Annotated in this window: 21 protein-coding genes; 15 read left to right on the top strand and 6 right to left on the bottom strand. The window is 58.2% G+C overall.

The genetic code is table 11. The features are described from left to right. Positions 1-45 precede the first annotated feature (45 nt). The 9 genes from FVV99_RS14485 to FVV99_RS14445 all read left to right on the top strand — a co-directional run bounded on the left by FVV99_RS14485 (position 46) and on the right by FVV99_RS14445 (position 10,062). Positions 46-909, top strand: coding sequence for an ABC transporter permease (locus FVV99_RS14485; RefSeq protein WP_201745110.1), 864 nt, complete (start codon positions 46-48; stop codon positions 907-909). Continuing rightward, positions 902-1,693, top strand: a complete 792-nt coding sequence (locus FVV99_RS14480; RefSeq protein ID WP_148254789.1) for an ABC transporter permease — start codon at positions 902-904, stop codon at positions 1,691-1,693. Before FVV99_RS14485 ends, FVV99_RS14480 begins: the two co-directional genes overlap by 8 nt. After that, positions 1,690-2,754 carry an ABC transporter ATP-binding protein gene (locus FVV99_RS14475; RefSeq protein WP_148254788.1) on the top strand — a complete coding sequence of 355 codons (1,065 nt, stop codon included), beginning with the start codon at positions 1,690-1,692 and terminating at the stop codon, positions 2,752-2,754. The genes FVV99_RS14480 and FVV99_RS14475 overlap by 4 nt, the downstream gene beginning before the upstream one ends. Before the next feature lie 101 nt (positions 2,755-2,855). Next, a complete protein-coding gene (locus FVV99_RS14470) occupies positions 2,856-4,142 on the top strand; it encodes a nucleotide disphospho-sugar-binding domain-containing protein (RefSeq protein WP_148254787.1) in 1,287 nt (428 codons plus the stop codon). 87 nt (positions 4,143-4,229) lie between these two features. Continuing rightward, the gene (locus FVV99_RS14465) at positions 4,230-4,574 is read left to right on the top strand and encodes a cupin domain-containing protein (protein ID WP_148254786.1); all 345 of its coding nucleotides are present in this window, start codon (positions 4,230-4,232) and stop codon (positions 4,572-4,574) included. Continuing rightward, positions 4,529-5,626, top strand: coding sequence for an aminoglycoside phosphotransferase family protein (locus FVV99_RS14460; RefSeq protein WP_201745109.1), 1,098 nt, complete (start codon positions 4,529-4,531; stop codon positions 5,624-5,626). Before FVV99_RS14465 ends, FVV99_RS14460 begins: the two co-directional genes overlap by 46 nt. Beyond that, positions 5,619-7,124, top strand: a complete 1,506-nt coding sequence (locus FVV99_RS14455) for an aldehyde dehydrogenase family protein (protein ID WP_148254784.1) — start codon at positions 5,619-5,621, stop codon at positions 7,122-7,124. The genes FVV99_RS14460 and FVV99_RS14455 overlap by 8 nt, the downstream gene beginning before the upstream one ends. Before the next feature lie 27 nt (positions 7,125-7,151). Beyond that, positions 7,152-8,630, top strand: coding sequence for an aldehyde dehydrogenase family protein (locus tag FVV99_RS14450; protein WP_148254783.1), 1,479 nt, complete (start codon positions 7,152-7,154; stop codon positions 8,628-8,630). 43 nt (positions 8,631-8,673) lie between these two features. Continuing rightward, entirely contained in the window at positions 8,674-10,062 is a 1,389-nt protein-coding gene (locus FVV99_RS14445; protein WP_148254782.1) for an NAD(P)/FAD-dependent oxidoreductase, read from the top strand. Positions 10,063-10,081: 19 nt separating this feature from the next. Here FVV99_RS14445 and FVV99_RS14440 read toward each other — a convergent pair whose 3' ends face one another. Both FVV99_RS14440 and FVV99_RS14435 read right to left on the bottom strand, forming a co-directional pair. Then, complete coding sequence (locus FVV99_RS14440) at positions 10,082-10,399, bottom strand: antibiotic biosynthesis monooxygenase (RefSeq protein WP_092567464.1); 318 nt, start codon at positions 10,397-10,399, stop codon at positions 10,082-10,084. A 23-nt stretch (positions 10,400-10,422) separates the two neighbouring features. Beyond that, a complete protein-coding gene (locus FVV99_RS14435) occupies positions 10,423-11,319 on the bottom strand; it encodes a helix-turn-helix domain-containing protein (protein ID WP_148254781.1) in 897 nt (298 codons plus the stop codon). A 129-nt stretch (positions 11,320-11,448) separates the two neighbouring features. Here FVV99_RS14435 and FVV99_RS14430 point away from each other — a divergent pair, with 129 nt between their 5' ends. Further along, positions 11,449-12,078, top strand: a complete 630-nt coding sequence (locus FVV99_RS14430) for a glutathione S-transferase family protein (protein ID WP_148254780.1) — start codon at positions 11,449-11,451, stop codon at positions 12,076-12,078. Positions 12,079-12,591: 513 nt separating this feature from the next. Here the strand turns inward: FVV99_RS14430 and FVV99_RS14425 are convergent. Then, positions 12,592-13,479: a LysR substrate-binding domain-containing protein gene (locus FVV99_RS14425; protein WP_161599007.1), complete on the bottom strand. Its 888-nt coding sequence runs from the start codon at positions 13,477-13,479 to the stop codon at positions 12,592-12,594. 104 nt (positions 13,480-13,583) lie between these two features. On the opposite strand from FVV99_RS14425, the gene FVV99_RS14420 reads away from it, so the two are divergent. Next, entirely contained in the window at positions 13,584-14,831 is a 1,248-nt protein-coding gene (locus FVV99_RS14420; RefSeq protein ID WP_161599006.1) for an MFS transporter, read from the top strand. A 238-nt stretch (positions 14,832-15,069) separates the two neighbouring features. Here FVV99_RS14420 and FVV99_RS14415 read toward each other — a convergent pair whose 3' ends face one another. Both FVV99_RS14415 and FVV99_RS14405 read right to left on the bottom strand, forming a co-directional pair. After that, on the bottom strand, positions 15,070-15,873 hold the full coding sequence (locus FVV99_RS14415; RefSeq protein ID WP_148254777.1) for an inositol monophosphatase family protein: 804 nt from the start codon (positions 15,871-15,873) through the stop codon (positions 15,070-15,072). Between the two features lie 747 nt (positions 15,874-16,620). Further along, positions 16,621-17,223 carry a helix-turn-helix domain-containing protein gene (locus FVV99_RS14405; RefSeq protein WP_148254776.1) on the bottom strand — a complete coding sequence of 201 codons (603 nt, stop codon included), beginning with the start codon at positions 17,221-17,223 and terminating at the stop codon, positions 16,621-16,623. 301 nt (positions 17,224-17,524) lie between these two features. Here FVV99_RS14405 and FVV99_RS14400 point away from each other — a divergent pair, with 301 nt between their 5' ends. The 3 genes from FVV99_RS14400 to FVV99_RS14390 all read left to right on the top strand — a co-directional run bounded on the left by FVV99_RS14400 (position 17,525) and on the right by FVV99_RS14390 (position 19,654). Beyond that, complete coding sequence (locus FVV99_RS14400) at positions 17,525-18,145, top strand: LysE family translocator (protein WP_148254775.1); 621 nt, start codon at positions 17,525-17,527, stop codon at positions 18,143-18,145. A gap of 69 nt (positions 18,146-18,214) precedes the next feature. Next, the gene (locus FVV99_RS14395; protein ID WP_148254774.1) at positions 18,215-19,108 is read left to right on the top strand and encodes a dihydrodipicolinate synthase family protein; all 894 of its coding nucleotides are present in this window, start codon (positions 18,215-18,217) and stop codon (positions 19,106-19,108) included. Positions 19,109-19,126: 18 nt separating this feature from the next. Next, entirely contained in the window at positions 19,127-19,654 is a 528-nt protein-coding gene (locus FVV99_RS14390) for a YgjV family protein (RefSeq protein WP_148254773.1), read from the top strand. 397 nt (positions 19,655-20,051) lie between these two features. Here the strand turns inward: FVV99_RS14390 and FVV99_RS18830 are convergent, their stop codons facing one another. Next, the gene (locus FVV99_RS18830; protein ID WP_236645419.1) at positions 20,052-20,258 is read right to left on the bottom strand and encodes a Rossmann-fold NAD(P)-binding domain-containing protein; all 207 of its coding nucleotides are present in this window, start codon (positions 20,256-20,258) and stop codon (positions 20,052-20,054) included. Between the two features lie 144 nt (positions 20,259-20,402). Between FVV99_RS18830 and FVV99_RS14380 the strand changes: the two genes are divergently transcribed. Continuing rightward, positions 20,403-21,323 (top strand): LysR family transcriptional regulator, encoded by a 921-nt coding sequence (locus tag FVV99_RS14380; protein ID WP_148254772.1) that lies wholly within the window; start codon positions 20,403-20,405, stop codon positions 21,321-21,323. Positions 21,324-21,644 lie beyond the last annotated feature (321 nt).

Genomic DNA, 21,644 nt, shown 5'->3' with positions numbered 1-21,644 from the left:
GCCATGAGCTCCCGCACTCCCGGGAGGATAGCAATCGAGTGCCCAATGACTGACCGCAAGCCCGTTTACCTGATGACACCCGCGCTGGCATGGCTGACAGCGTTCATGGTGGTGCCCTGCCTGCTGATCCTGGCGCTGGCCTTCTTTCGGCGAGGCATCTACGGGGGCATCGTTTATGAATTCACCCTGAGCAATATCGCGCTGGTATTCGACCCTCTCTATGCCAGGATCTTCCTCAAGTCGGCCGGCATCGCCGGGCTCGCTGCAACCATCGCCGTCGTCATCGGCTATGCCGCCGCCTACGCCATCGCCTCCATGCCCAGAAAGCGCCAGCCGATTCTGCTCTTCTTCGCGGTATTGCCCTTCTGGTCGAACTATCTCGTGCGTACCTATGCCTGGATCGTGCTGCTGAATCGTGAGGGGCTGATTGTCTCCCTGGCTCGGGCCGTCGGTTTCGAAGGTGAACTGCCACAGATGCTTTATACGGAAACCGCCGTGGTCATTGGCCTGGTCTACAATTATCTGCCCTTCGTCATCCTTGCCTGCTACGCACCGCTCTCCCGGCTCAATCCGGAAATCCACGAAGCATCGCGCGATCTTGGCGCCTCCGAATGGACGACATTCCGTCGAGTCACGCTCCCCATGACCGTACCCGGCATCGCCACCGGTTTTGTCTTCGTGTTCGTGCTGTCGATCGGCAACTTCGTGACGCCGGCCCTTTTGGGGGGCGGTCAATTCCAGATGATCGGCAATCTGATTTATGACCAGTTCCTGACCGCCAACGACTGGCCATTCGGTGCCGCGCTGTCGATGTTCCTGATTGCCATCATGATGGGGCTGTTGACGCTACAAACCTTTGCGAGCGAAAAGGCATCGGGTCAGCAACGAGCGGAGGTCTGCGATGACTAACCGCGGCAGTCTACGGCTCATGTTGCTGATCCTCTCGGCGACGTTCGCCTTTCTCTACATTCCCATATCAGTGCTTTTTGCCCTGTCTTTCAATGCGAGCGGCCTGCCGACTGCCTGGACCGGGTTTTCGACTCACTGGTACGCAGAGCTGATGGCCAATAGCGACATCATCGGCGCGGCGTTGAATACGTTGATCGTGGCGGTCGTCTCGACCCTTTCCGCCACATTGCTGGGTACCCTGCTGGCCATTGGCGTGGAAATACGCCGCCGCAAGGGGCGTTTGCTCGAGACAGTGATCTTTGCCCCGATGATCATTCCCGACATCGTGCTTGCCATCGCCTTGCTCAGTTTCTTTTCCATGCTCGATTTCCGCATGGGTCTGCATACGATCATCATCAGCCACACGGTCTTCAATCTCGCCTTTGTCTGTGCGGTCGTGCGGGCCCGGCTGAAGAGTTTCGACTGGTCGATTGTCGAAGCCTCTACCGATCTTGGTGCGACGACCCCCGTCACCTTGCGTCGCGTCATCCTCCCCGTGCTGACACCCGCGGTGGTCGCTGGCGCGCTGCTTGCTTTCACCCTGTCCATCGACGAATTCATCATCGCCTATTTCACGGCGGGCTCCGGGCGCGACTCCATCACGCTGCCCATGCAGATCTTCTCGATGATCCGTTTTGGCGTGACGCCAGAAATCAACGCGCTGGCAGTGCTGGTGATGACACTTTCCGTCGTCGCCCTGGCCATATCGCAGCGCCTTAACCGTGGAAGGCTTCCGGGACAATGACTAGCACTCTCCTGTCGCTTGCGAACATAGAGAAACGCTTTGGCGAGCTTCGCGCCGTCAATGGGGTCTCCCTCGATATCCGCGAGAACGAGTTTTTCGCCCTGCTCGGCGCGTCCGGCAGCGGCAAGACGACCCTGCTGCGCATGCTCGCCGGTTTCGACATGCCGTCGTCGGGGCACATCCTGCTCGACGGGCACGATATCTCTCAGGTGCCACCCAATCATCGCCCGGTCAACCTGATGTTCCAATCCTACGCGCTGTTCCCGCATATGACCGTGGCGCAGAACATCGCCTATGGACTGGAGATGGAAAAGCTGCCCCGCACCGAGATCAACGAGCGCGTCGACGAGATGCTCAGCACCATCCAACTGACCCACCTCGCCGAGCGTAAACCCGAGCAACTGTCCGGCGGACAGCGACAGCGCGTTGCGCTGGGCCGAGCGCTCGTCAAACGGCCTCGCCTGCTGTTATTGGATGAGCCGCTCGGCGCGCTGGACAAGAAGTTGCGGGGGGAAATGCAGCTGGAGCTCAAACATATCCAGAACAAGTTCGGCATTACTTTCATCGTGGTCACGCATGACCAGGAAGAGGCGCTCGTGATGGCCGACCGCATCGCGATCTTGAAAGACGGGGAACTACTGCAATGCGGTTCTCCGCACGAGATCTACGAGTATCCCGTCAATCGCTTTGCGGCCGATTTCATCGGGGTCATGAACTTCCTGCCCGCGCGTGTCGATGCGGGCGCGCTCTGCACCGCCAATGGCAGCCGGATATCCGCCTCGCTGCCGGCCGATCTCAAACCCGGGGATAACGCCCTGGCGGCCGTGCGCCCCGAGCGACTGCGCCTGGGGGCAGCGGATGCCGACAATTGCCTGAATGGGCGGATAAGTGCCATGGCCTATCACGGTCTCGACCTGCATCTGCATCTCGAGACCCCCGTTTCGCCGCACCCACTGATGGTGCGGCTGACCGCCGATGTGGCGGAAGGGCATCCGTTTGCCGTTGGCGAGGAGGTCTCCGTCGGCTGGTCGGCCCGCGACACCCGCGTCTTCACTGCCTAGGCGCGGCAACTCCACCGTACTCCGTACACAACAAGATACTCCGTACACAACAAGAGAAGGGCAGCGTGACATGCGCAAGCCCCAACGACAGAGGAAACGACATGACAACGAAAACTTTCGCTTTCTTCCCCGAAGCCGCTTACGGCCCGGCACTCAACTCGGTCGGCATCGCCCAGGCCGTGGAACGGCTGGGGCACAAAGCCGTCTTTCTCTCCGACCCCGGCTTCATCGAAGTGTACGAGAACTACGGCTTCGAATCGCATCCCGTCAACCTCTCGGAGCCAATGCCTCCGGAGCAGATGGCCAAATTCTGGGATGACTTCATCAATGGACATATCCCGAATTTCCGTAAGTCGCCCATCGACCAGCTCGACAACTATGTCAAGGAGTGCTGGGAAGCCATCGTCGACAGTGCCAAATGGGCGGAAGAGGATCTCCCCTCGATTCTCGCCAGGATCAAGCCGGATGTGATATCGGTCGACAACGTCATTCTCTTCCCGGCCATCAAACAGTATGGCGTTCCCTGGGTCCGCATCATTTCCTGTTCGGAAAACGAAATCGAGGACGAGGCGATCCCGCCCCATCTGTCGGGGATGAGCGAGCATGACACGGCGGGGCACCAGGCCTTCCGTGCCAGGTTCAACGACGTGATCAAGCCGATTCACGATGATTTCAACGACTTCCTCGCGACGACCGGCGAAGCGCCCTACCCGCTCGGCCAGTTCTTTGAGCCCTCCCCCTATCTCAACCTGCTGCTCTATCCCGCACCGGTCACCTATCAGCGTGCCCAACCGCTCGACCCAGTGCGCTTCCAGTATCTCGAAGGCTGTGTGCGCCAGGATGAGCCTTACACGATTCCCGAATTCAAGCAGAACAACGACGGCCCCCTGCTCTACGTCTCCTTCGGTTCACTCGGCTCGGGAGACACCGACCTGCTCAAGCGCTTGATCGCATTGATCGGCAAGACCCGTTATCGCGCGCTGGTGAACGTCGGCGACTACAAGGACGACTATTCCGACATCCCCGACAACGTGATCATCGATAGCTGGTTCCCCCAGCCTTCCGTCATACCGCAAGTCGACGCGGTGATTCATCACGGCGGCAATAACTCGTTCACGGAGTGCCTCTATTTCGGCAAGCCCGCCATCATCATGTCGTATGTCTGGGATGGTCACGACAACGCCATGCGTGTCCAGGAAACCGGACACGGCTTCCGTTCACCGCGCTATGACTGGACCGACGAGGCGATGATCGAAATGATCGAGGCCTGCCTCAGTGACACCGCCATGGCGGCACGGCTCAAGGCAACCTCGGAGCACATGCAATCGCAAAACGGCCAGGCAAAGGCGGCTCGCCTGCTGATCGAACTGGCGGAGTCACACCTGTGACTGACGTTAACGTCACGGCGCCCCATCGCCATGGGGCCATGCATTTCGATCGCCACGTCTACATGCTCAACTGAAACGGAGACTCCCATGCCGACACCCGTCATGCACGAACCGCTCGCGATCACCGATACGGTGGACTGGGGCACGATTCCAACGATGATCGAGGGAGAGTCACGCACGTCCGGGGTGCTGCTGCATAAAGGCCCGGACGGCCAATCCGAATGCGGGCTGTGGATCTGCACACCCGGCCAGTGGGAGTGCCATGTCACGCGTGACGAATTCTGCCACTTCCTCCAGGGGCGCTGCACCTATGTCCATGAGAGCGGTGAAGTGATCGAGATCACGCCGGATACCGCCGCGTTTTTCCCGCAGGACTGGAAAGGGACATGCACGGTTCACGAGACAGTCAAAAAGGTCTACATGATCCGATGAATGCGACGAGTCACGGTATGGCCGCGTTGGCGCCGACCGCTACCAGGTTTCTGGCGCGGCACGGCCATGCACACGCACGCCTCGAGCCCCTGGCCAGCGATGCCTCACCGCGACGCTATTTCCGCTTGCCGGAGGCGGGGCTCTTGCTGATGGAGGACCGCGATGACCCCATCGGTTTCGCGGCTTACCTGAGGCTGTCGCATCATCTCAACGCGCTGGGGCTATCCGCCCCGGTCGTCCACGGCGCCGACCCCGACCATGGGCTCGCGCTGGTGGAGGACTTCGGCCATCGCACGTACACGACCTGCCTGAGCACGGGCGAAGATGAGCGCACGCTGTATGCCCTCGCCGTCGATGCGCTCTTGCACCTGCACCGTCATACGGGCGCAACGCAGGTATCCCAGCCCGTCTATGACATGACGACACTGCTCGATGAACTCGACATCTTTTCTGATTGGTATGCCCCTGCGATCGCTCCGGACATGGATCACCCGACGTTCGCTCGACAGTTCCGCACGCTATGGGCGCAAGCGCTGGCGCCCATGGCACGCCAGGTCGAAACGCTCGTGTTGCGCGATTTTCACGTCGACAATCTGATGCTGCTGCCGCAGCGCAAGGGCGTGGCCCGTTGTGGGCTACTGGATTTCCAGGACGCCGTTCTGGGTCCCTGCGAATACGATCTGGTCTCCTTGCTCCAGGATGCCCGGCGGGATCTGGCTCCGGGGCTGGAGGAACGCATGCTGGCGCGCTACATCAACGGCGCTCCCGCACGGCTGGGCGATGCGACGGCGATACGTCACCGTTATGCACTGCTGGGGGCACAGCGCCACGCCCGTATCGCCGGTGTCTTCCTGCGCCTGAATCGACTCCATGGCAAGTCGCGCTATCTCACGTACCTGCCCCGCGTTCTCGGGCAGTTGGAAAGCAGCCTGGCGGGGGCCGGCCTTACCGATATCACGAATTTCCTGAACACCCACTTGCCCGGCTGGCAGGCCAAAGGCACCGCCCTGGGCGACGGGTCTCACGACACTCAAGGAGCGCCCCATGACTGACACGGCAACCCCTCGGTACTACCTCGTGCCGAACTACCACATCAGCGAGAGTCCGACTCGGCCGGTGATCGATCCTGCCACCCTCGAAGAGGTCGGGGTGCGGGCCGAAGTGAGCGCCGAAGAACTCGACAGAGTCCTCACGCGCGTCAACACCGCTCAGGCAGCCTGGAAACGTCTGGATGCCAAGACCCGCGCCCAGCACCTGCACCAACTCGCCAACCGGATCGAAGCCACCGATGTCAGCCGGTGCGCCGTCCTGATGAGCCGCGAAATGGGCAAACCCTACCCCGAGGCCATCGGCGAGGTGGCCAACTGCGCCCCGGTCTTTCGCTACTATGCGGAAATGGCGCGTGACGAGGCGGGCAAGGTTGCGGGCACGACGCAGACCGGCTCGCTCCAGTATGCCCGCTATGAGCCCTATGGCGTCTCAGCTCATATCATGCCCTTCAATTTCCCCATCCTGTTGATGTGCTGGACGGTCGCTGCCTCGCTGGCTGCCGGCAACGGTTGCGTCATCAAACCCGCCGCCGCCACCACGCTCTCGACGCTGGAATTCATGCAGGTATTCGATGAATTGCCCGATGGGCTCGTGGCCTGCGTGCCCGGCGATGCGACGACAGGCGAAGCCTTGGTCGAGAGCGAACGGACGCATGCCATCGCCTTTACCGGTTCGGTCGCCGCCGCTCAAAACGTCGCTGCCGCCGCCGCCCGACGCATGAAGCCGGCAGTGATCGAGGCGGGCGGCTCCGACCCGATGATCATCACCGCCCACGCGCCTCTGGAGGTCGCGGCTGCCGGAGCGGTCACCGGTGCCTTCCACATGTCGGGACAGGTCTGCACGTCCACCGAGCGTCTCTACGTCGTCGACAGTATCCATGACGATTTCATCAACGCCTTCGTCGCCGAGACACAGCGTCTGCGCATCGGCAACGGGCTGGAGAAGTCCGAGATCGGCCCGCTGGCCAACCAGGCCGCACGGGAGAAAGTCCAGCGCCTCGTGAACGACGCCGTCGCCAAGGGCGCCAAGGTCGCTTGTGGCGGCCGCGTCCCTCCCGGGCTCGACACGGGGTGGTTCTATGAACCGACCATTCTTACCGACTGTACGCCGGCAATGGATATCCTCAATGAAGAGCTCTTCGGCCCGGTCGTGGCCGTCGTGCGCGTGGCCGATTTCGATGCCGCCCTGCAGGCCGCCAATGACAGCCGCTTCGGTCTGGGCGCTTCCATCTTCACCACCGACCTGGCGGAGGCACACAAGGCATCGGAACGGCTCGAGGCCGGCATGGTCTGGATCAACAATCCGATGATCGACAATGACGCCCTGCCCTTCGGTGGCTGGAAAGCGTCCGGCCTGGGCCGGGAGCTCGGCCGTCAGGGCCTGGATGCCTTCCGCCGTACCAAGATGGTCGTTCTCGATCACCAGCCGGTCCGACACGACTGGTGGTATCCCTATCCCGACGACTGGTTTTACCACGAAGGCGGACGCAAGCATGTCTGAACCGACCCCTACAGGAGACCATGCGCGATGACGACACAACTCTACATCGATGGGGCCTTTGTGGCGCCCGTTTCGGGCAGAAGCTTCCCAGCGGTGGATCCGGCGACCGAGACAGCCTTCGCCACCGTCGCCGCCGGTGACGCCGTGGATGCAGATCTCGCCGTACGTGCCGCTCGCCGTGCCTTTGATGACGGCCGTTGGTCCGAGTTGCCTGTCGCCGAACGAACGGCAACGCTACGACGCATCGCGGCAGGCATTCGCGCCCATCTGGAAGCGCTCGCCGCGCTGGAAACACGCGACAACGGCAAGCCACTGCCAGAAGCACAATGGGATATCGAGGATGCGGCCTTTTGCTTCAACTATTATGCCGACCTGGCCGATGCAGCCGAGGCGCGAGGTGACACGGCAGTCGACGTGGGCGATCAGCGTTTCGACAGCCGTATCCGCCGCGAACCCGTGGGGGTCGTGACGGCGATCACACCGTGGAACTTCCCGTTGCTCATGGCGGTATGGAAAGTGGCTCCGGCGCTGGCGGCAGGCTGTACGGTGGTCCTAAAACCCTCTGAGCTGTGCTCCATGTCCTGCGTGGAACTGGCGAAGATCATCGATGCCGCCGGCGTTCCCGCCGGCGTGTTCAACCTGATCACGGGCACCGGCCCAGAGGCGGGAGCGCCCCTGACAGCACATGCACTGGTGGACAAGGTCGCCTTTACCGGATCGGTTCCCACTGGCCGCAAGGTGATGCAGGCGGCGTCTGCGGGAATCCGCACCGTTTCGCTGGAACTGGGAGGCAAGTCACCCTTTGTCGTCTTTGCCGATTGCGATATCGACAAGGCTGTCGAGTGGATTCTGTTCGGTATCTTCTGGAACAAGGGGGAGGTCTGCTCGGCCACGTCGCGTGTGCTGATCGAACGTCGGCTCTACCCGCGCCTGCTGGAGCGACTGAAGGAAGCGGCCGAGAACATCGTCATCGGCCCCGGGACGAAAACCGGAGTCAAACTCGGCCCGATCGTGTCCCAAAGCCAATACGACAAGATCATGGGCTTTCTCGAGCGTGCTCGCGACAGCGGTGCACGGCGACTGACCGGTGGCGGCCGGCCTGCCGGCATGCAGACAGGCTATTACATCGCCCCCACCATCTATATGGACGTGCCATTGGATGCCGAGATCTGGCGTGAAGAAGTCTTCGGTCCAGTGGTCTGCATCAATCCATTCGATACGGAAACCGAGGCCATCGCTATGGCCAACGACGGCCCCTATGGCCTGGCAGGAGCCGTCATGTCCGATGATCTCGAGCGCTGCGACCGGGTCGCGGCCAAGCTGCGTGCCGGCATCATTTGGGTCAACTGCTCACAGCCCACCTTCGTGCAAGCACCCTGGGGCGGCTACAAGAGCTCCGGCATCGGCCGTGAGTTGGGCGAAGCCGGCTTCGAAGCCTATCGCGAACTCAAACAGATCACGCGATTCGACCACCATGAGACCTGGGGGTGGTATCTCGACGAATAAGATGCGCCGAACCTGGCTTCCGCCCACAATCAGGAGGTTCAACATGCCGACCAGCTCTCGCTTCGATACCGCCGTCCAGGCGCCATTCTGGGCGGAAACGGTACCGCCACAGCCGGCCTGCCCGGCACTCAGCGCCGAGACCTCCTGTGACCTCGCAGTGATCGGCGGCGGGTTCACTGGGCTATGGTGCGCACTCAAGGCGCGTGAACGTCATCCCGATGCACGCATCGTCGTACTGGAAGCCTCCCATTGCGGCAACGCCGCCAGCGGTCGCAATGGGGGATTCTGTGCGCCGAGCATTTCACACGGGGTGTCCAACGCGCTGGCACGCTGGCCCAAGCAGGCGGCAACGCTGGTACGCCTGGGACTGGACAATCTCGACGGGCTGCAGGAAGACCTGGCGCATTATGGCATCGATGCGGAATTCGAGCGCCAGGGGAAACTCAATGTCGCTGCCACACCGTGGCAGGCCGAAGGGCTCGAATCGATGCAGGTCGCTTATGCGAGGTTCGGGATCGAGACGACCCTGCTGGAAGGTGACGCCCTACGTGAACGTTTCGCCAGTCCGAAATACGCCACGGGACTTTTCGAACCGAATTACGCGCTGGTCAATCCTGGCAAGCTGGTGGCGGGGTTGCGTCAGGCATGCCTGGCGCAAGGCATCGACATTCACGAGCATACGCCCGTTACCGCGCTGGACCGCACTCCCCAAGGGGTGCGTCTTACCACCCCACAAGCGGAACTTGGCGCATCACGCGTAGCGATGGCCACCAATGCCGCCGTTCCACTTTTGAAGCGCCTGAAGATGGCGGTGATCCCGATTTTCGATTACACGCTGGTCACCGAGCCTCTGAGTGACGCCCAACTATCTGCCATCGGCTGGCAAGACCGACACGGCATCTCCGATACCGGCAATCAATTCCACTATTTCCGCAAAACCGCCGACAACCGCATCTTGTGGGGAGGTTTCGACGCCATCTACCACTACGGCAGCCGCCAGGACGAGGCGCTATTGCACCGCCCGGAAAGTTACGCCCGCCTGGAGGCCAACTTTAGCGACGCCTTCCCCAGCTTGGCGGATGTCGACTTTAGCCATGCGTGGGGCGGGATCATCGACACCTCGGCGCGCACGACCTTCTTCGCAGGCACCGCGCTCAAGGGGCGGCTGGCCTACGCGATGGGATTCACCGGCCAGGGGGTGTCGGCCAGCCGCTTCGCTGCACTCGCCATGCTCGACATGCTCGATGGCCAGCAAACCGAACGCACGCGCCTTGGCATGCTGCGCCGCTTTCCGGTGCCTTTTCCCCCCGAGCCGATACGTAGCGGCGCCGTGCGCCTCGCGCAACGTCATCTGGCGCTGGAGGACCGCACCGGGCATCGTTCGCTTTTCCTGAAAACGCTGGATCGGTTCGGCATCGGTTTCGATTCATGACGCGTGAACACGGTTCCAGCTATCCACGATCCTCGACGACCTCATAATGTCTGGACTGCGTATCGTGATGAGCCAAGACGCGTTGAGCCTCCTCCGGTACGTAGGCTATCCAGTAGTCCTCCCCGGCAAACCGTTTAACAGCCTCCAGGGAATCGAATTCCATCAAGGTGACGAATTCGGTCTCTCGCGCCTCACTGTCCATCCTCAGCAAACGAATGCGGCGAAAGCCTTCAACATTTTTCGCTTCGATGCGCGGGAATACGGTATTTTTCAGGAGTTGTTCATAGGTATCGGCATCCTGCTGGTGAGTCCAGCCGCGCCACAGTCTCAGGATCATGACTCTCTCCGTTCCAATGCGCTCTATCTGACGGAGTCATCGTAATCAGGACGCAGGTAGACCGTATTGTAAAAATGCGCAGGCCGATTGAAGTGGCAACCGAGTGCACTCGCCCTGCGTAATGCCTGGAGAGCGGTGGGTGTCACGCCCACGAGTCGCCGAGACGCATGGATGAAATGGGATTGATCGTAGTACGTGTCCTGATAGCTGGCGCTATCCGCTAACGCAGACTGAAAACGGACGATCGACGAAAAGCCTTTCGGCGTCAGTCCGACACCCGCGCGGAACCGTTGCTGAAATTGGCGGAGCCCCAGTCCCAGGCGCTCGGACAAATGGCCAATACGAAGCGTGCCCTCGGCTTCCACAATGTGGTGGATCGCACTTCTGGCCACCGGGTCCAGGCGTGCGTTATAGGTCCGGAGCAAGGTCAGGAGGAAGCCCTCGACGAGTGCGATTCGCGCACTATCGAAGTCAGCCTGTAGCAGCGCATCGCCCAGACGGTCGACAAGATCCTTATCCACCAGGGTCGCCAGATCAACGTTCAGATCCTCCAGCTCGTGCAGCGGTTGCGGGAGAAAGGCAGCGGCCGCCCAGGGCTTGAAGCGAACGATGAGCAATCCCGTCGTGCCGGTTGCCCGGTATTCCTTGAATCGGGTTTTCTGGCCATTGAACGTACTGCGCGGCATCGCTCCCATGCCCAGCTCCCACATTGGATCCCCAAACTGGAACGTCATCTCGGCGACACCCGTAGGCACGACACGCGTGGGGGTGTTGTCTGCATGAGACGCGACAACCCCGGCCTGTTGAATCCAAATCCCGGCAATGTAATCAGCCAGCGGAGGCTGAGGGACGACGGTGAGGTAGCTGGTATTCATCACGGTGTCTGACGTCGACATGGAAAGAAGCGGCATGCCACGCATGAACGGTCGATCCTTACGCTACAGCATGAACGGATCATATGCGGTATCTTGGCATCTAGCCTATGCTGCACGACTGGCCCAAGCAACGGCGCTATATGAATGGAGCTTGACCACCCACAGGAGATACCGATGATCGATTTCTGGACCTGGAGCACGCCCAACGGCCGCAAGGTGTCGATTCTGCTGGAAGAGCTGGAACTGCCCTACCGCACCCAGGCCGTGGATATCACCCAGGGTGAGCAGCACGACCCCTCGTTCCTGGCCGTGGGCCCCAACAACAAGATTCCGGCGATCCGCGATAACGAGACCGGAATGACGCTGATGGAGTCCGGCGCGATCATGATCTACCTCGCCGAGAAGACCGGCCGTTTCCTGCCTGAGGACAGCGAGGGGCGTCATCGCGTGTTCGAATGGCTGATGTGGCAGATGGGGGGCTTCGGACCGATGCTGGGCCAGGCGCACCATTTCCTGCGCTTCAATGCCGGCAAGGCGCCCTACGCCGAGGAGCGCTTTCACCAGGAAGCCCAGCGCCTCTACCGGGTGCTCGATACCCGCCTCGCCGACCGGGACTTCGTTGTCGATGATTACAGCATCGCCGACATGGCCATCTGGCCCTGGGCATCACGCTTCGAGTGGCAGCGCATCGACCTCAACGACTATCCGAACGTGAAACGCTGGTACAAGACGATCGCCGAACGCCCAGCCGTACAGCGCGGTTATCACAGCCCGAAAAAGGTCAATGACATCCCGCTGCCCTAGGCATTGTCTGAACCAGACTGGGGGATTGGGTCACAGCAGTATCACGGCATCTGACCTGCCGCGGCTGGTATCTCAAGAGCCCGCATGCAGGGCTATCGTTCGTCATTCCTGATATCAACCTCGGTGATCCATTCATCGACACTGATCGAATCGCCTCGATAGGTACCGATGCCCTCCGACCGATAACGATAGCGAAAATAGTGCTTAACTACAGGAACCCCACAGAGGATGTATCAGGTGATTACTGCCCCTCTACAAGAACATAAACTTCTAGTTAACCTGGTGTTTCATTGCTATATGGTTAAAAAGGCAACTCTCTGAAAAATAAAGCGATCAAATACACTCCGACATCCGTTTATTCATTTTATTTCCATTCGGTAAGTGGAAATTTTGGTTGATGGGTACATTCCTCCAACCAACTCTGATGCCACTCACCGTTGGTTGATAGAGCGACGCCGTAGCTTTTCTCAGAACATGGGATCAGAGGGCTCGTCTTGAAACTGAGGGTCACGCTCAAAGGGGTTCTACAAACTGTCGGCCTATCCAGTCAGTTACATGCTGGCGGACCTCCGGGTGTACGGATTGATCGTTGGAGACGACCTCGTAGATAGCACCAGTAGAATAATGTGTCCCAAACGGCGCAATTAAACGTCCCGATGCTAGGAGGCCATTAGTCAGTGGCGTCCGTCCCATGGCCACAGCATAGCCCTGCGCTGCGGCTTCCAGGGTTAGGGTGGAGTCGGCCAGTCGCTGGGTTCGCCGGGACAGTATAACCGGCTCGCGCAAAGAGCGTTGCCAGATGTCCCACTCCTCGTAATGAGCGTCGTTAATTAGACGTCGCACTTCCGCCAAGGTCTCCGGACGCTTTTGCAGCCGCGTGGCCAATGAGGGTGAACAAACGGGGAAGGCATACTCCGGTAACGTCAGCATGGCCCGCGAATCAGATTGGCCATCAGCACGGTAACGAATTGACAAATCGATTCCATCGCGGCTCAGGTCTAACGTCCTATTGGTAGTGACCAGACGAAGCGAGATGTCTGGCAGAGCTTCCTCGAAATCTGTAATGGCTGGCACAAGCCACAGCGTGGCCAGCGTTGGTGGTAACGTCAGCACAACGTGGCGTGGTTCCGGTGCAATAAATAACTCCGCCGTTGCTTGGCCGATATGCTGAAATGGCTCGCGAAGCCGGCTCACATAACGCAGTGCTAGTGGGGTCAGCTCGATACCACGCCCCTTACGTTCCAGCAGAGTCTGGCCCAAACGCCGCTCGAGGTCCTTGAGCTGATGGCTGACAGCGGATTCTGAGCGCCCAATGTGGCTTGCAGCGGCTCGGATACTGCCATATTCCCCCACGGTGACCAGGACGTGCAGGGCGTGATAGGGAGGAACACTTCGCTTCATTGTGATACATGAGTAATTTGCAAGTTTTATCGGCATATTATGCGATCGTCGCCTCTAGGGATAGCCCTTACTCTGCCAGCAAAATCCATTGGCGACGAGGTTCTGTGAAAACTTGCAATAACTTCATCTCAAATAGGGCCCGTATTCTATTGGTCTTCACCCCCTTCATGCTGGCCTACTTGATCTCAGAGCTCTATCGCAACATCAATGGCGTGATTGCCCCGGCACTACGCCACAGCCTCGATATAGGCCCCGAGCAACTGGGGCTACTATCAAGTGTCTTTCTGCTGGCTCTGGCACTAGTGCAGATCCCTGTGGGCCTGCTACTGGACCGCTTCGGATCTCGTCGAGTCGTTCCATCCTTCATGGTCGTGGCGGCATTGGGTGCTTGGCTATTCACCTTTCCGAGCTATGGGGCCGCTTTGACTGGTCGGTTGCTGCTTGGACTGGGGTTAGGGGCCTGCTGGGCGGGAGCCTACCGGGCTAATGTGCTTTGGTGGCCCGCCGAGCGACTGGCGCTGGCCAACGGCGCACTATTAGGCCTATCGGGGCTAGGGGCGTTGCTAGCGACTCTGCCCACCGAGATGTTGCTGCAGTCTCTCAGATGGCAGACTCTGTTTCACGGACTTGCAGGTATTACGCTGATATTGGCGCTCCTTATTTGGCTTTTGGTACCGACGCATCCCGCCGAACGCGAGAACAGTGGCTCTGCACTTGGAGGGCTGCTGTCCGTGATCCGCCACCCTCTGTTTATGCGCATTTGGCCGATGACGCTGATGTGCGAAGGTAGCTGGTTGGCTTGGCAAGGGCTTTGGGCAGGCGGCTGGATGCGTGAGGTCGTCGGGCTGCACGAACGTATTACTGCTTTTTATCTCCTGGGATTGGCAGTGGCTATTGTGGTGGGGCAACTGATAATCAGTGCGCTTACCGATTGGCTGATGCAGCGTGGCGTACCGCTAATCCGGGTAATGAGAATCATGCTGGTTGGCTTTGTTACAGTTCAGGGAGTAATCGTCTGGCTACCGCTTCCCGGAACTAGCCTGCTGTGGATCGTTTTCGGTCTGCTCACCGTCGGCCCGATTCTAGCCTACGCTTGGCTGGCCACTGAACTACCGTCACATCTATCCGGGCGGATGATCAGCCTGCTTAATATGGCTGCAACCCTGGGTGGCTTTATACTCCAGTATGCTGTGGGCTGGATGATTGAGTTGTGGCCACAGACGTACGGCCACTACCCGGACGCCGCTTGGCGCTGGACCCTTTCGCTAATGATTATGCTACAGGTCTTTGCTATGGCGCGTCTATTATACCTGCCATATGAGTCTTCGTGCACTGAAGCTTCACGAAGTTAGTGTGGGAGTACAAAAAAAACAATAGGTGATTGATATGGAGAAAGGCTACCTATCAAGAGAGATCCACTGTTGAAAGGAGGAGACCATGGAAGTTAACGAAGATGCAGGACCGCTCATCGGACACCCAGATGGCGCTGTTCAGAAAGATCGAGAAAGTAGGCGCCACAAGTCGGGGAGATTATCGGCTGGCACCATCCGCTGGAAGGCGGATATCAACCAAATGTTCCGTATACCCTTTCTATTTATCGGAATGTAGACACTGCAGTAATTCATCATGCCGCTGCGGATGAGCTACTAACAAACTCGACCAATGAGCGGGAGCAGGATCACCAGTCAAGTCCGTTACTGTGCAACCCGCTTCTCGGGCGATGACTATCGCTGCAGCGATGTCCCAGTAATCAAGCCGCGCGCCTTCCGACCAGAAGGCGTCATAGCGCCCGAGGCTAGTATAGGCAATCTCCAGTGCTGCGGAGCCCGGACTACGAATACCGGCAACCTGTGGCATCATAACGGAAAGCTGGTTGAGCGAGATTTCGCAATTGCCCTTTTCATGATAAGGCAGACAGGTGCTTACCAGCATTTCGTGGAAAGGACGGGCACTCGGCATGTTGAGGGGGGTATCATTGAGATATGCTCCAACGCCCTTCCCTGCCCAAAGCATTTCGTCAAGAAGAGGATGATAGACCGAGCCGAGCAGAAGTTCATCGTGCCTGGTGACAGCGATCGACACCGAAAAGTGAGGCACGCCATGGAGAAAATTATTGGTACCATCAAGCGGGTCTATGATCACGGTGTAGTCGTTATCGGTTCCTGTCGTGACCCCACCCTCCTCGCCAATGAATCCAATTCCTGGAAATGAATCATTTACACACCTGATGATTGCGTTTTCTGCATCTTTATCATAAATAGTAACGAAATCCGATGCACCCTTGGATTCAAAATTGGCCAACCCATCCGACCGATAGCCTTCTTTCAACAGCTCCCCCGCCTCTTTAGCGGCAGCCTTAATTGTTTCCAAAAGTTCTCTCTCAGTCTCAATCATTATATATTTCCTCAATGAAGAATCCTGAACCAATTAGCTGATATCAAGCTTCGACAGCTTCTTTTTACAACTCCATATCTACGATATTTTAAATTAAATAAATCTCTTTCTCACCCTCTGTGACACCATGTCCAACAGCGTCACAGCAACGATGATAACCAGGATGATTATAGCGGTCTCGGTATACTGGAAACCACGCATAGTTTCCCATAACGCTGCATCAATGCCACCACCGCCCACCATACCGAGCCAGGTTGCGCTCATCCTTTCAGACAGCCTAGTATATTTCCATAACTTTGGCTGAAAGTAATGACGATCACTTGGCAATGTGATTAAAATATGGTGACAACAACATGTCACAACCTCCTCACTTTTACTTAAACCTTCCCGTATTCAACGGCAATTTATTGAATATTCACAACATATAGAATGATTCAAAAAATCAGAAGTCGCCTTACCTTTAAGATGGCCTGCCCCCTAAAAGCGATCTTCTTTGCATCCCATTATCACGAAACGACTGACGAACAACGTGTGTCACCACAATATAAAAACCATATATACTCATCCCACCAAGAGAAAAGGAAGCCCTTGAAAACAAAGACTTCCCCAGGAACGGTTGAGTAAAAAGATGAAAATCTAGATGTCTAGCAATGTATAAACCGGCTATGTCTGATGACCGGATATATGATTACCCGGACAAAAAATCATAGCGTAATATGATAGTTAATGGGTCATATGAATAGTCAACTATTGGTGAAGCTCGACAACGGTCATCGTAAATACAAGCTTGGATTCGCCATCATTAGCGTATAGATGAGGTACGTCCGTCCTTGCTACGGCTGAAGAGCCCGCAGAAACGACCAGCTCGGTTTCACCGACGGCTATCCTCAACTCCCCTTGCTCTACATGAAACAGCTCATGCGTGCCATTTGGATGGCTCAGTGCCTTGAATACCTCCCCTGGCTGCATCTCCCAGCGCCACATCTCAATCATGTCGGGGCCGCTCGTACCCGCAAGCAGTCGGGCGGTCCCTCCCTTGGGGCCGGTCCATAGCGTCGGGATGTCCTTTTGCTCGATCAAGTGCACTGCCGGAGGACTGGCGACATTCACGATATCCGCTACCGATACGCCGAGCGCTGCCGCCACCTTACACAGGATGGCGATACTCGGATTGGCGAGTCCCTTCTCCATCTCGACCAGCATCCCCTTGCTGATACCCGCACGCCGGGACAGCTCGTCGAGGGAAAACTTCTGTTCCTTTCTATGCGCTTTGAGCTTGATGGCGACGGCCTGGCTGACGGACTGTGCATCGGCACCAGGATCGGTCGATATATTGACTTTTTTGGTCATTGGTCACTATCATGGAATGAATTGGTCATTAGAGGATTCTCCGGTGCATCCGTCTCGCCGTCAATCGATCCGGGGATAGCCTGTATCGCACCTGCCGGTCGCTGGGCAGGGAAGATTCGACTGAGATCCGATGCATCCCATATGTGATTCATTCTGGAGAGTCTGCCCGTCATGCCGCTGGAAGTGCCGCTTGAGTCCGGTGGCCGACTCGTTCAAGGACTGCACCGTATGATGCCGGAGGCAGTCATCGACTACCTGGCTGTTCAGTGTAGCCCCCGGCAACACACCCTAGGAGGATGTCATGCTTCCCACGATCAGCTTTCTGCTGGCAGCCACGCTGCTGGCCGTCATTCCCGGCCCCGGTGTCGCTTATGTGGTAGCACGCACCATCGCCGGAGGCAGAGCGGAAGGCATCACGTCGACACTAGGCTTGACTTTGGGCGGTGTGGTACATGTCCTGGCCGCGGCCCTCGGCCTGTCATTGCTGATTGCCCAGTCAGCGATGGCGTTCGCTGTCGTAAAGTACCTGGGGGCGGCTTATCTGGTCTTCCTCGGTATCAAGTTGATCTTTTCCAGGCCGGCGGCCTCAGAGTCACCTACCGTCAAGCGCTCCGGCCCTGCAAAGGCCCTTAGAGATGGGATCATTGTCGAGACGCTGAACGTGAAGACCGCCATGTTCTTTCTGGCTTTTATTCCCCAGTTCGTATCGGCACAGCAAGCCATGGCCCCTCAATTTATCTTGCTCGGGAGCATCTGCGTCCTGTTGAACAGTACGGTGGATCTGATTGCCGTCTTCGCCGCGAGCCGAATCGTCGGGTCGGGGGTCGCCAAGGCTGCTAGAGAGCGCCTGCTGTCCCGGTTGTCAGGAGCCACCCTGATGACCTTGGGACTACTAATGGCGGTTGCCAACCGCGAGGCCTGATCGGGATGCTTACGAGTCTTTCATCCTGGGCCATCGTCTTATGATCCATTCACTGAGGAGAGCCGAACCATGTTTTCCGGTCTGAGTGCCTTTCCCTTGACCCCCATGCAGCATGGCGTAGTCGACGAGGTGGCCTTTATACGACTGATCGAGCGCTTGGCCGATGCTGGCGTCGACTCCATCGGTACACTGGGGTCGACAGGGAATTACGCCTATCTCACTCGAGAGGAGCGGGCACGCATCGCGCAGCTTGCGGTGAAACATGCCGGCGATATCCCAGTGATCATTGGCATCAGTGCCTTGAGTACTCGAGAAGTATTGGCCCTGGCCGAAGATGCGCAGGAGGCGGGAGCGAGCGCTGTGCTGCTGGCCCCCATGTCGTATCAGCCACTATCCGAGGAAGAAGTCTTCGGCCTGTATGAAACCGTGGCACACAACCTGTCAGTGCCGCTATGCGTCTACGACAACCCTCGCACCACCCATTTCGAATTTAGTGACGAATTGCACGGACATATTGCTCAACTGCCCAACGTCGGCTCCATCAAGATGACTGGCGTTCCGGCAGCGCCTGATGCCGCCAGTGTGCGTATCGAGCGCCTGCGAACGCTCATCCCGTCTCATATCACGATCGGGATCAGCGGTGATCCCTTGGCAGCCATAGGCATGAATGCCGGATGTGAGGCCTGGTACTCAGTGATTGGCGGCCTGTTTCCACAAACAGCACTGGCCATCACCCGTGCTTCCCAGGCCGGCGATACCCAGAAAGCCCTGCGCCTTTCCGAAAGATTGAACCCGCTATGGGCACTGTTCAGCCAACATGGTGGCAGTCTACGTGTGATCGCCACAGCGGCTGAGCTTCAGGGTTTGGCCGCGTCGCCCTGCTTGCCGCTGCCACTCCAAGGATTGGATAAGAAAGGTCGACAGAACCTTGCCAGGGTATTGGATGAGTTATCGCTGACCTGATGAGGAGTATGCAGCTCTATGTTCGAAAGCTATAGCACTCTGGCCGGTCAATTTTTTGGCCTGGTGTCGCTGGTACTCTGTGTCTGGGCCTTTTCCAGCAAGCAGGACGATCGGCTTTTGATGCTGCTGCTCTCCGCGAACGTGGCCTTCGCTCTACAGTTCATGGTTTTTGAGAGCTGGACTGCCGCCGCGTTGACGCTGCTGGTGATTGTTCGCATTGCACTCGCACGACGCTATCCGGGCAGCAAAGCGGCAATGGCCATTATGTTGACTGCAAGTGGTGTGGCTTCTGTGCTTACCTGGCAGGGTTGGGCAGACCTGCCCGCCATCGTGGCGATGATACTGGGTACGGTGGGCATGTTCATGCTGCGAGGTATCCCCATGCGTGTCTTTCTGGGGCTGGCAGCACTGGCATGGACACTCAGTCATCTCCTGGTTGGATCCGTGGGCGGAACGCTCGCCGAAGCCCTCGTGCTCTTCACCAATGCAATTACCATTTATCGTCTCTACCGAGCTAAACAGCGCTATCCGGAAGTCATCGATTAGCACCTTTCGCGTGAATTGGGAGCGCGTGCCCTGAACAATCACCTCACCGAGTCGCTTCCGTCGATAACCTCATGGTGTCCGGTGACATAGTTTGAGGCATCATATCGCCCCCTTTTTTTCGCTGTAGCCACACCGATCAAGCTGGTATAGCCGACAGAACGGGAGTTGGCAGCGATCATGATGATCGACCCACGTCTTTGTTTGGTCATTGGCATAAACCACCTGGCTTGCAAAGGCCACTGATACGCCGTTCATGAACGCGGCTCCACATCAGAAACAGCGATCTGCGGCCAGCTCGCCGCGACCTCTTGAGTTGTTGCAGCCTGAATCGCGCGCAGATTTCGAGGATAGTCCACACCCTCGGCCTCCACGGCCCGGGTGGCATGGAACTGCCCATTCACGGCGCGGAGTATCCAACCGCCTTCGGTGATGTTGACACCGCGAGCCTCGCTACCTGTGGATCGGCTCCGTTACCATCGGAATCGGCACCGATATCCTGGATCAGAACCGTTGCCCCGAGCTGCCCCATGCATCGGGCATACGAGAAACCGAGCCCGCGACCGGCCCCGGTGATGAGTACGACCCGGCCGTTGAAATCCACCATGCCATTGCCTCCGTTTGCCAGAAATGGTTGAGGAAACAGCGTAGAGTCGGGCCATTGATATAAAAAATACCGTTTTTAGTGCCCTATAATATAATAATGATATTGTAAGCGTGATGAATAGCCGGAGATGTGAGGGAGCAGGACATGGCGCCAGGAGCCCAAGCACGTATTACGTTGCGTGCGATGGAGCAATTCATTGCCGTAGCGGAGGAATTACATTTCCATCGCGCGGCCGAACGACTGAATATGTCCCAGCCGCCTCTTACCAGCGCCATCCGCAAGCTGGAGGACGATCTCGGCATCACCCTGATCGAGCGTGGCAACCGTGTACTCGGCTTGAGCCCTGCGGGAGAGCAGTTTCTGGATGAGGCGCGTGACGTTCTTCGCCGTGCGGAACAGGCCATCACCGCCACGGTGGATGTGGCCGCGGGTCGCACAGGTGTAGTGCGTCTGGGCTATGTGGGGAGCGCACTGTATGGTCGCTTACCGGATGTGATTCGCGACTTCAGGGCCAGCCATCCGGAGGTGCGGCTGGAGCTGCGTGAGGCAACCACGGCCGCACAGATTGCCGCCCTACGCGAAGGTAGGTTGGACGTCGGTGTGGTGATCCCACCTCTTGAGAACGCTGAAGACGTTGAACGGACACCCTTTGATAGGGATCGCCTGTGCATGGCCATCCCGCAAGATCACCCTCTCGGTGAGCGGCCGGACCTGACGCTGTCCGACCTCTCGGCTGAACCATTCATTTTGTGGCCGATGGTTGAAGGGCGCGGTTTTCATCTACAGGTTATCCGCCTTTGCGCGAATGCAGGCTTTGTACCCAGGATTACGCAGGAGGCGTACGGAATGCACGCGGTGCTGTCTCTGGTAGCAGTCGGAGGAGGCGTCTCCGTTGTTCCAGAAAGCATGAGTGGCTTTCGTGGAGACCGGATCAGCTATCGTCCGTTACCGGGTTCTGACCCTGGCTTCGATCTCGTCTTGGGGTACCGCCATTTATCACCCTCGGCACAGGCCTTCGTTCATTCGGCCGAAGCGACGGTATCCGGCACTTCACCCTCTACATAGACAACCTGGCTCCGAAAGAATTACGGATTAATTTTGAGAGAGGTTATCAACATCAGTGAAGGGGGTCGCCCTCCTCTACGGACTTATGGCTCTGATACCGACATCGCGTCCATCGTGGGGATACAATGGCGGGTATCGGCCTCCTAGCATGGCGACAGCGTGAAAATCAGCGGCCATTCATGTCGGTCACAGACCCGAAGGATCTTGGTGGTTAAGTCATCTCGGCTACAGTCAGATCGCGCCATTTGACCCTCAAGCACAGGGTCCAGCAGAAAGACCTGGCGATCATCCTGCCTTGCCGGTCTATCGCTTGAGGCAACG

The organism is Aidingimonas lacisalsi (assembly GCF_008079445.1).
GTDB lineage: Bacteria > Pseudomonadota > Gammaproteobacteria > Pseudomonadales > Halomonadaceae > Aidingimonas > Aidingimonas lacisalsi.
This window is presented reverse-complemented; position numbering and strand designations above follow the sequence as displayed.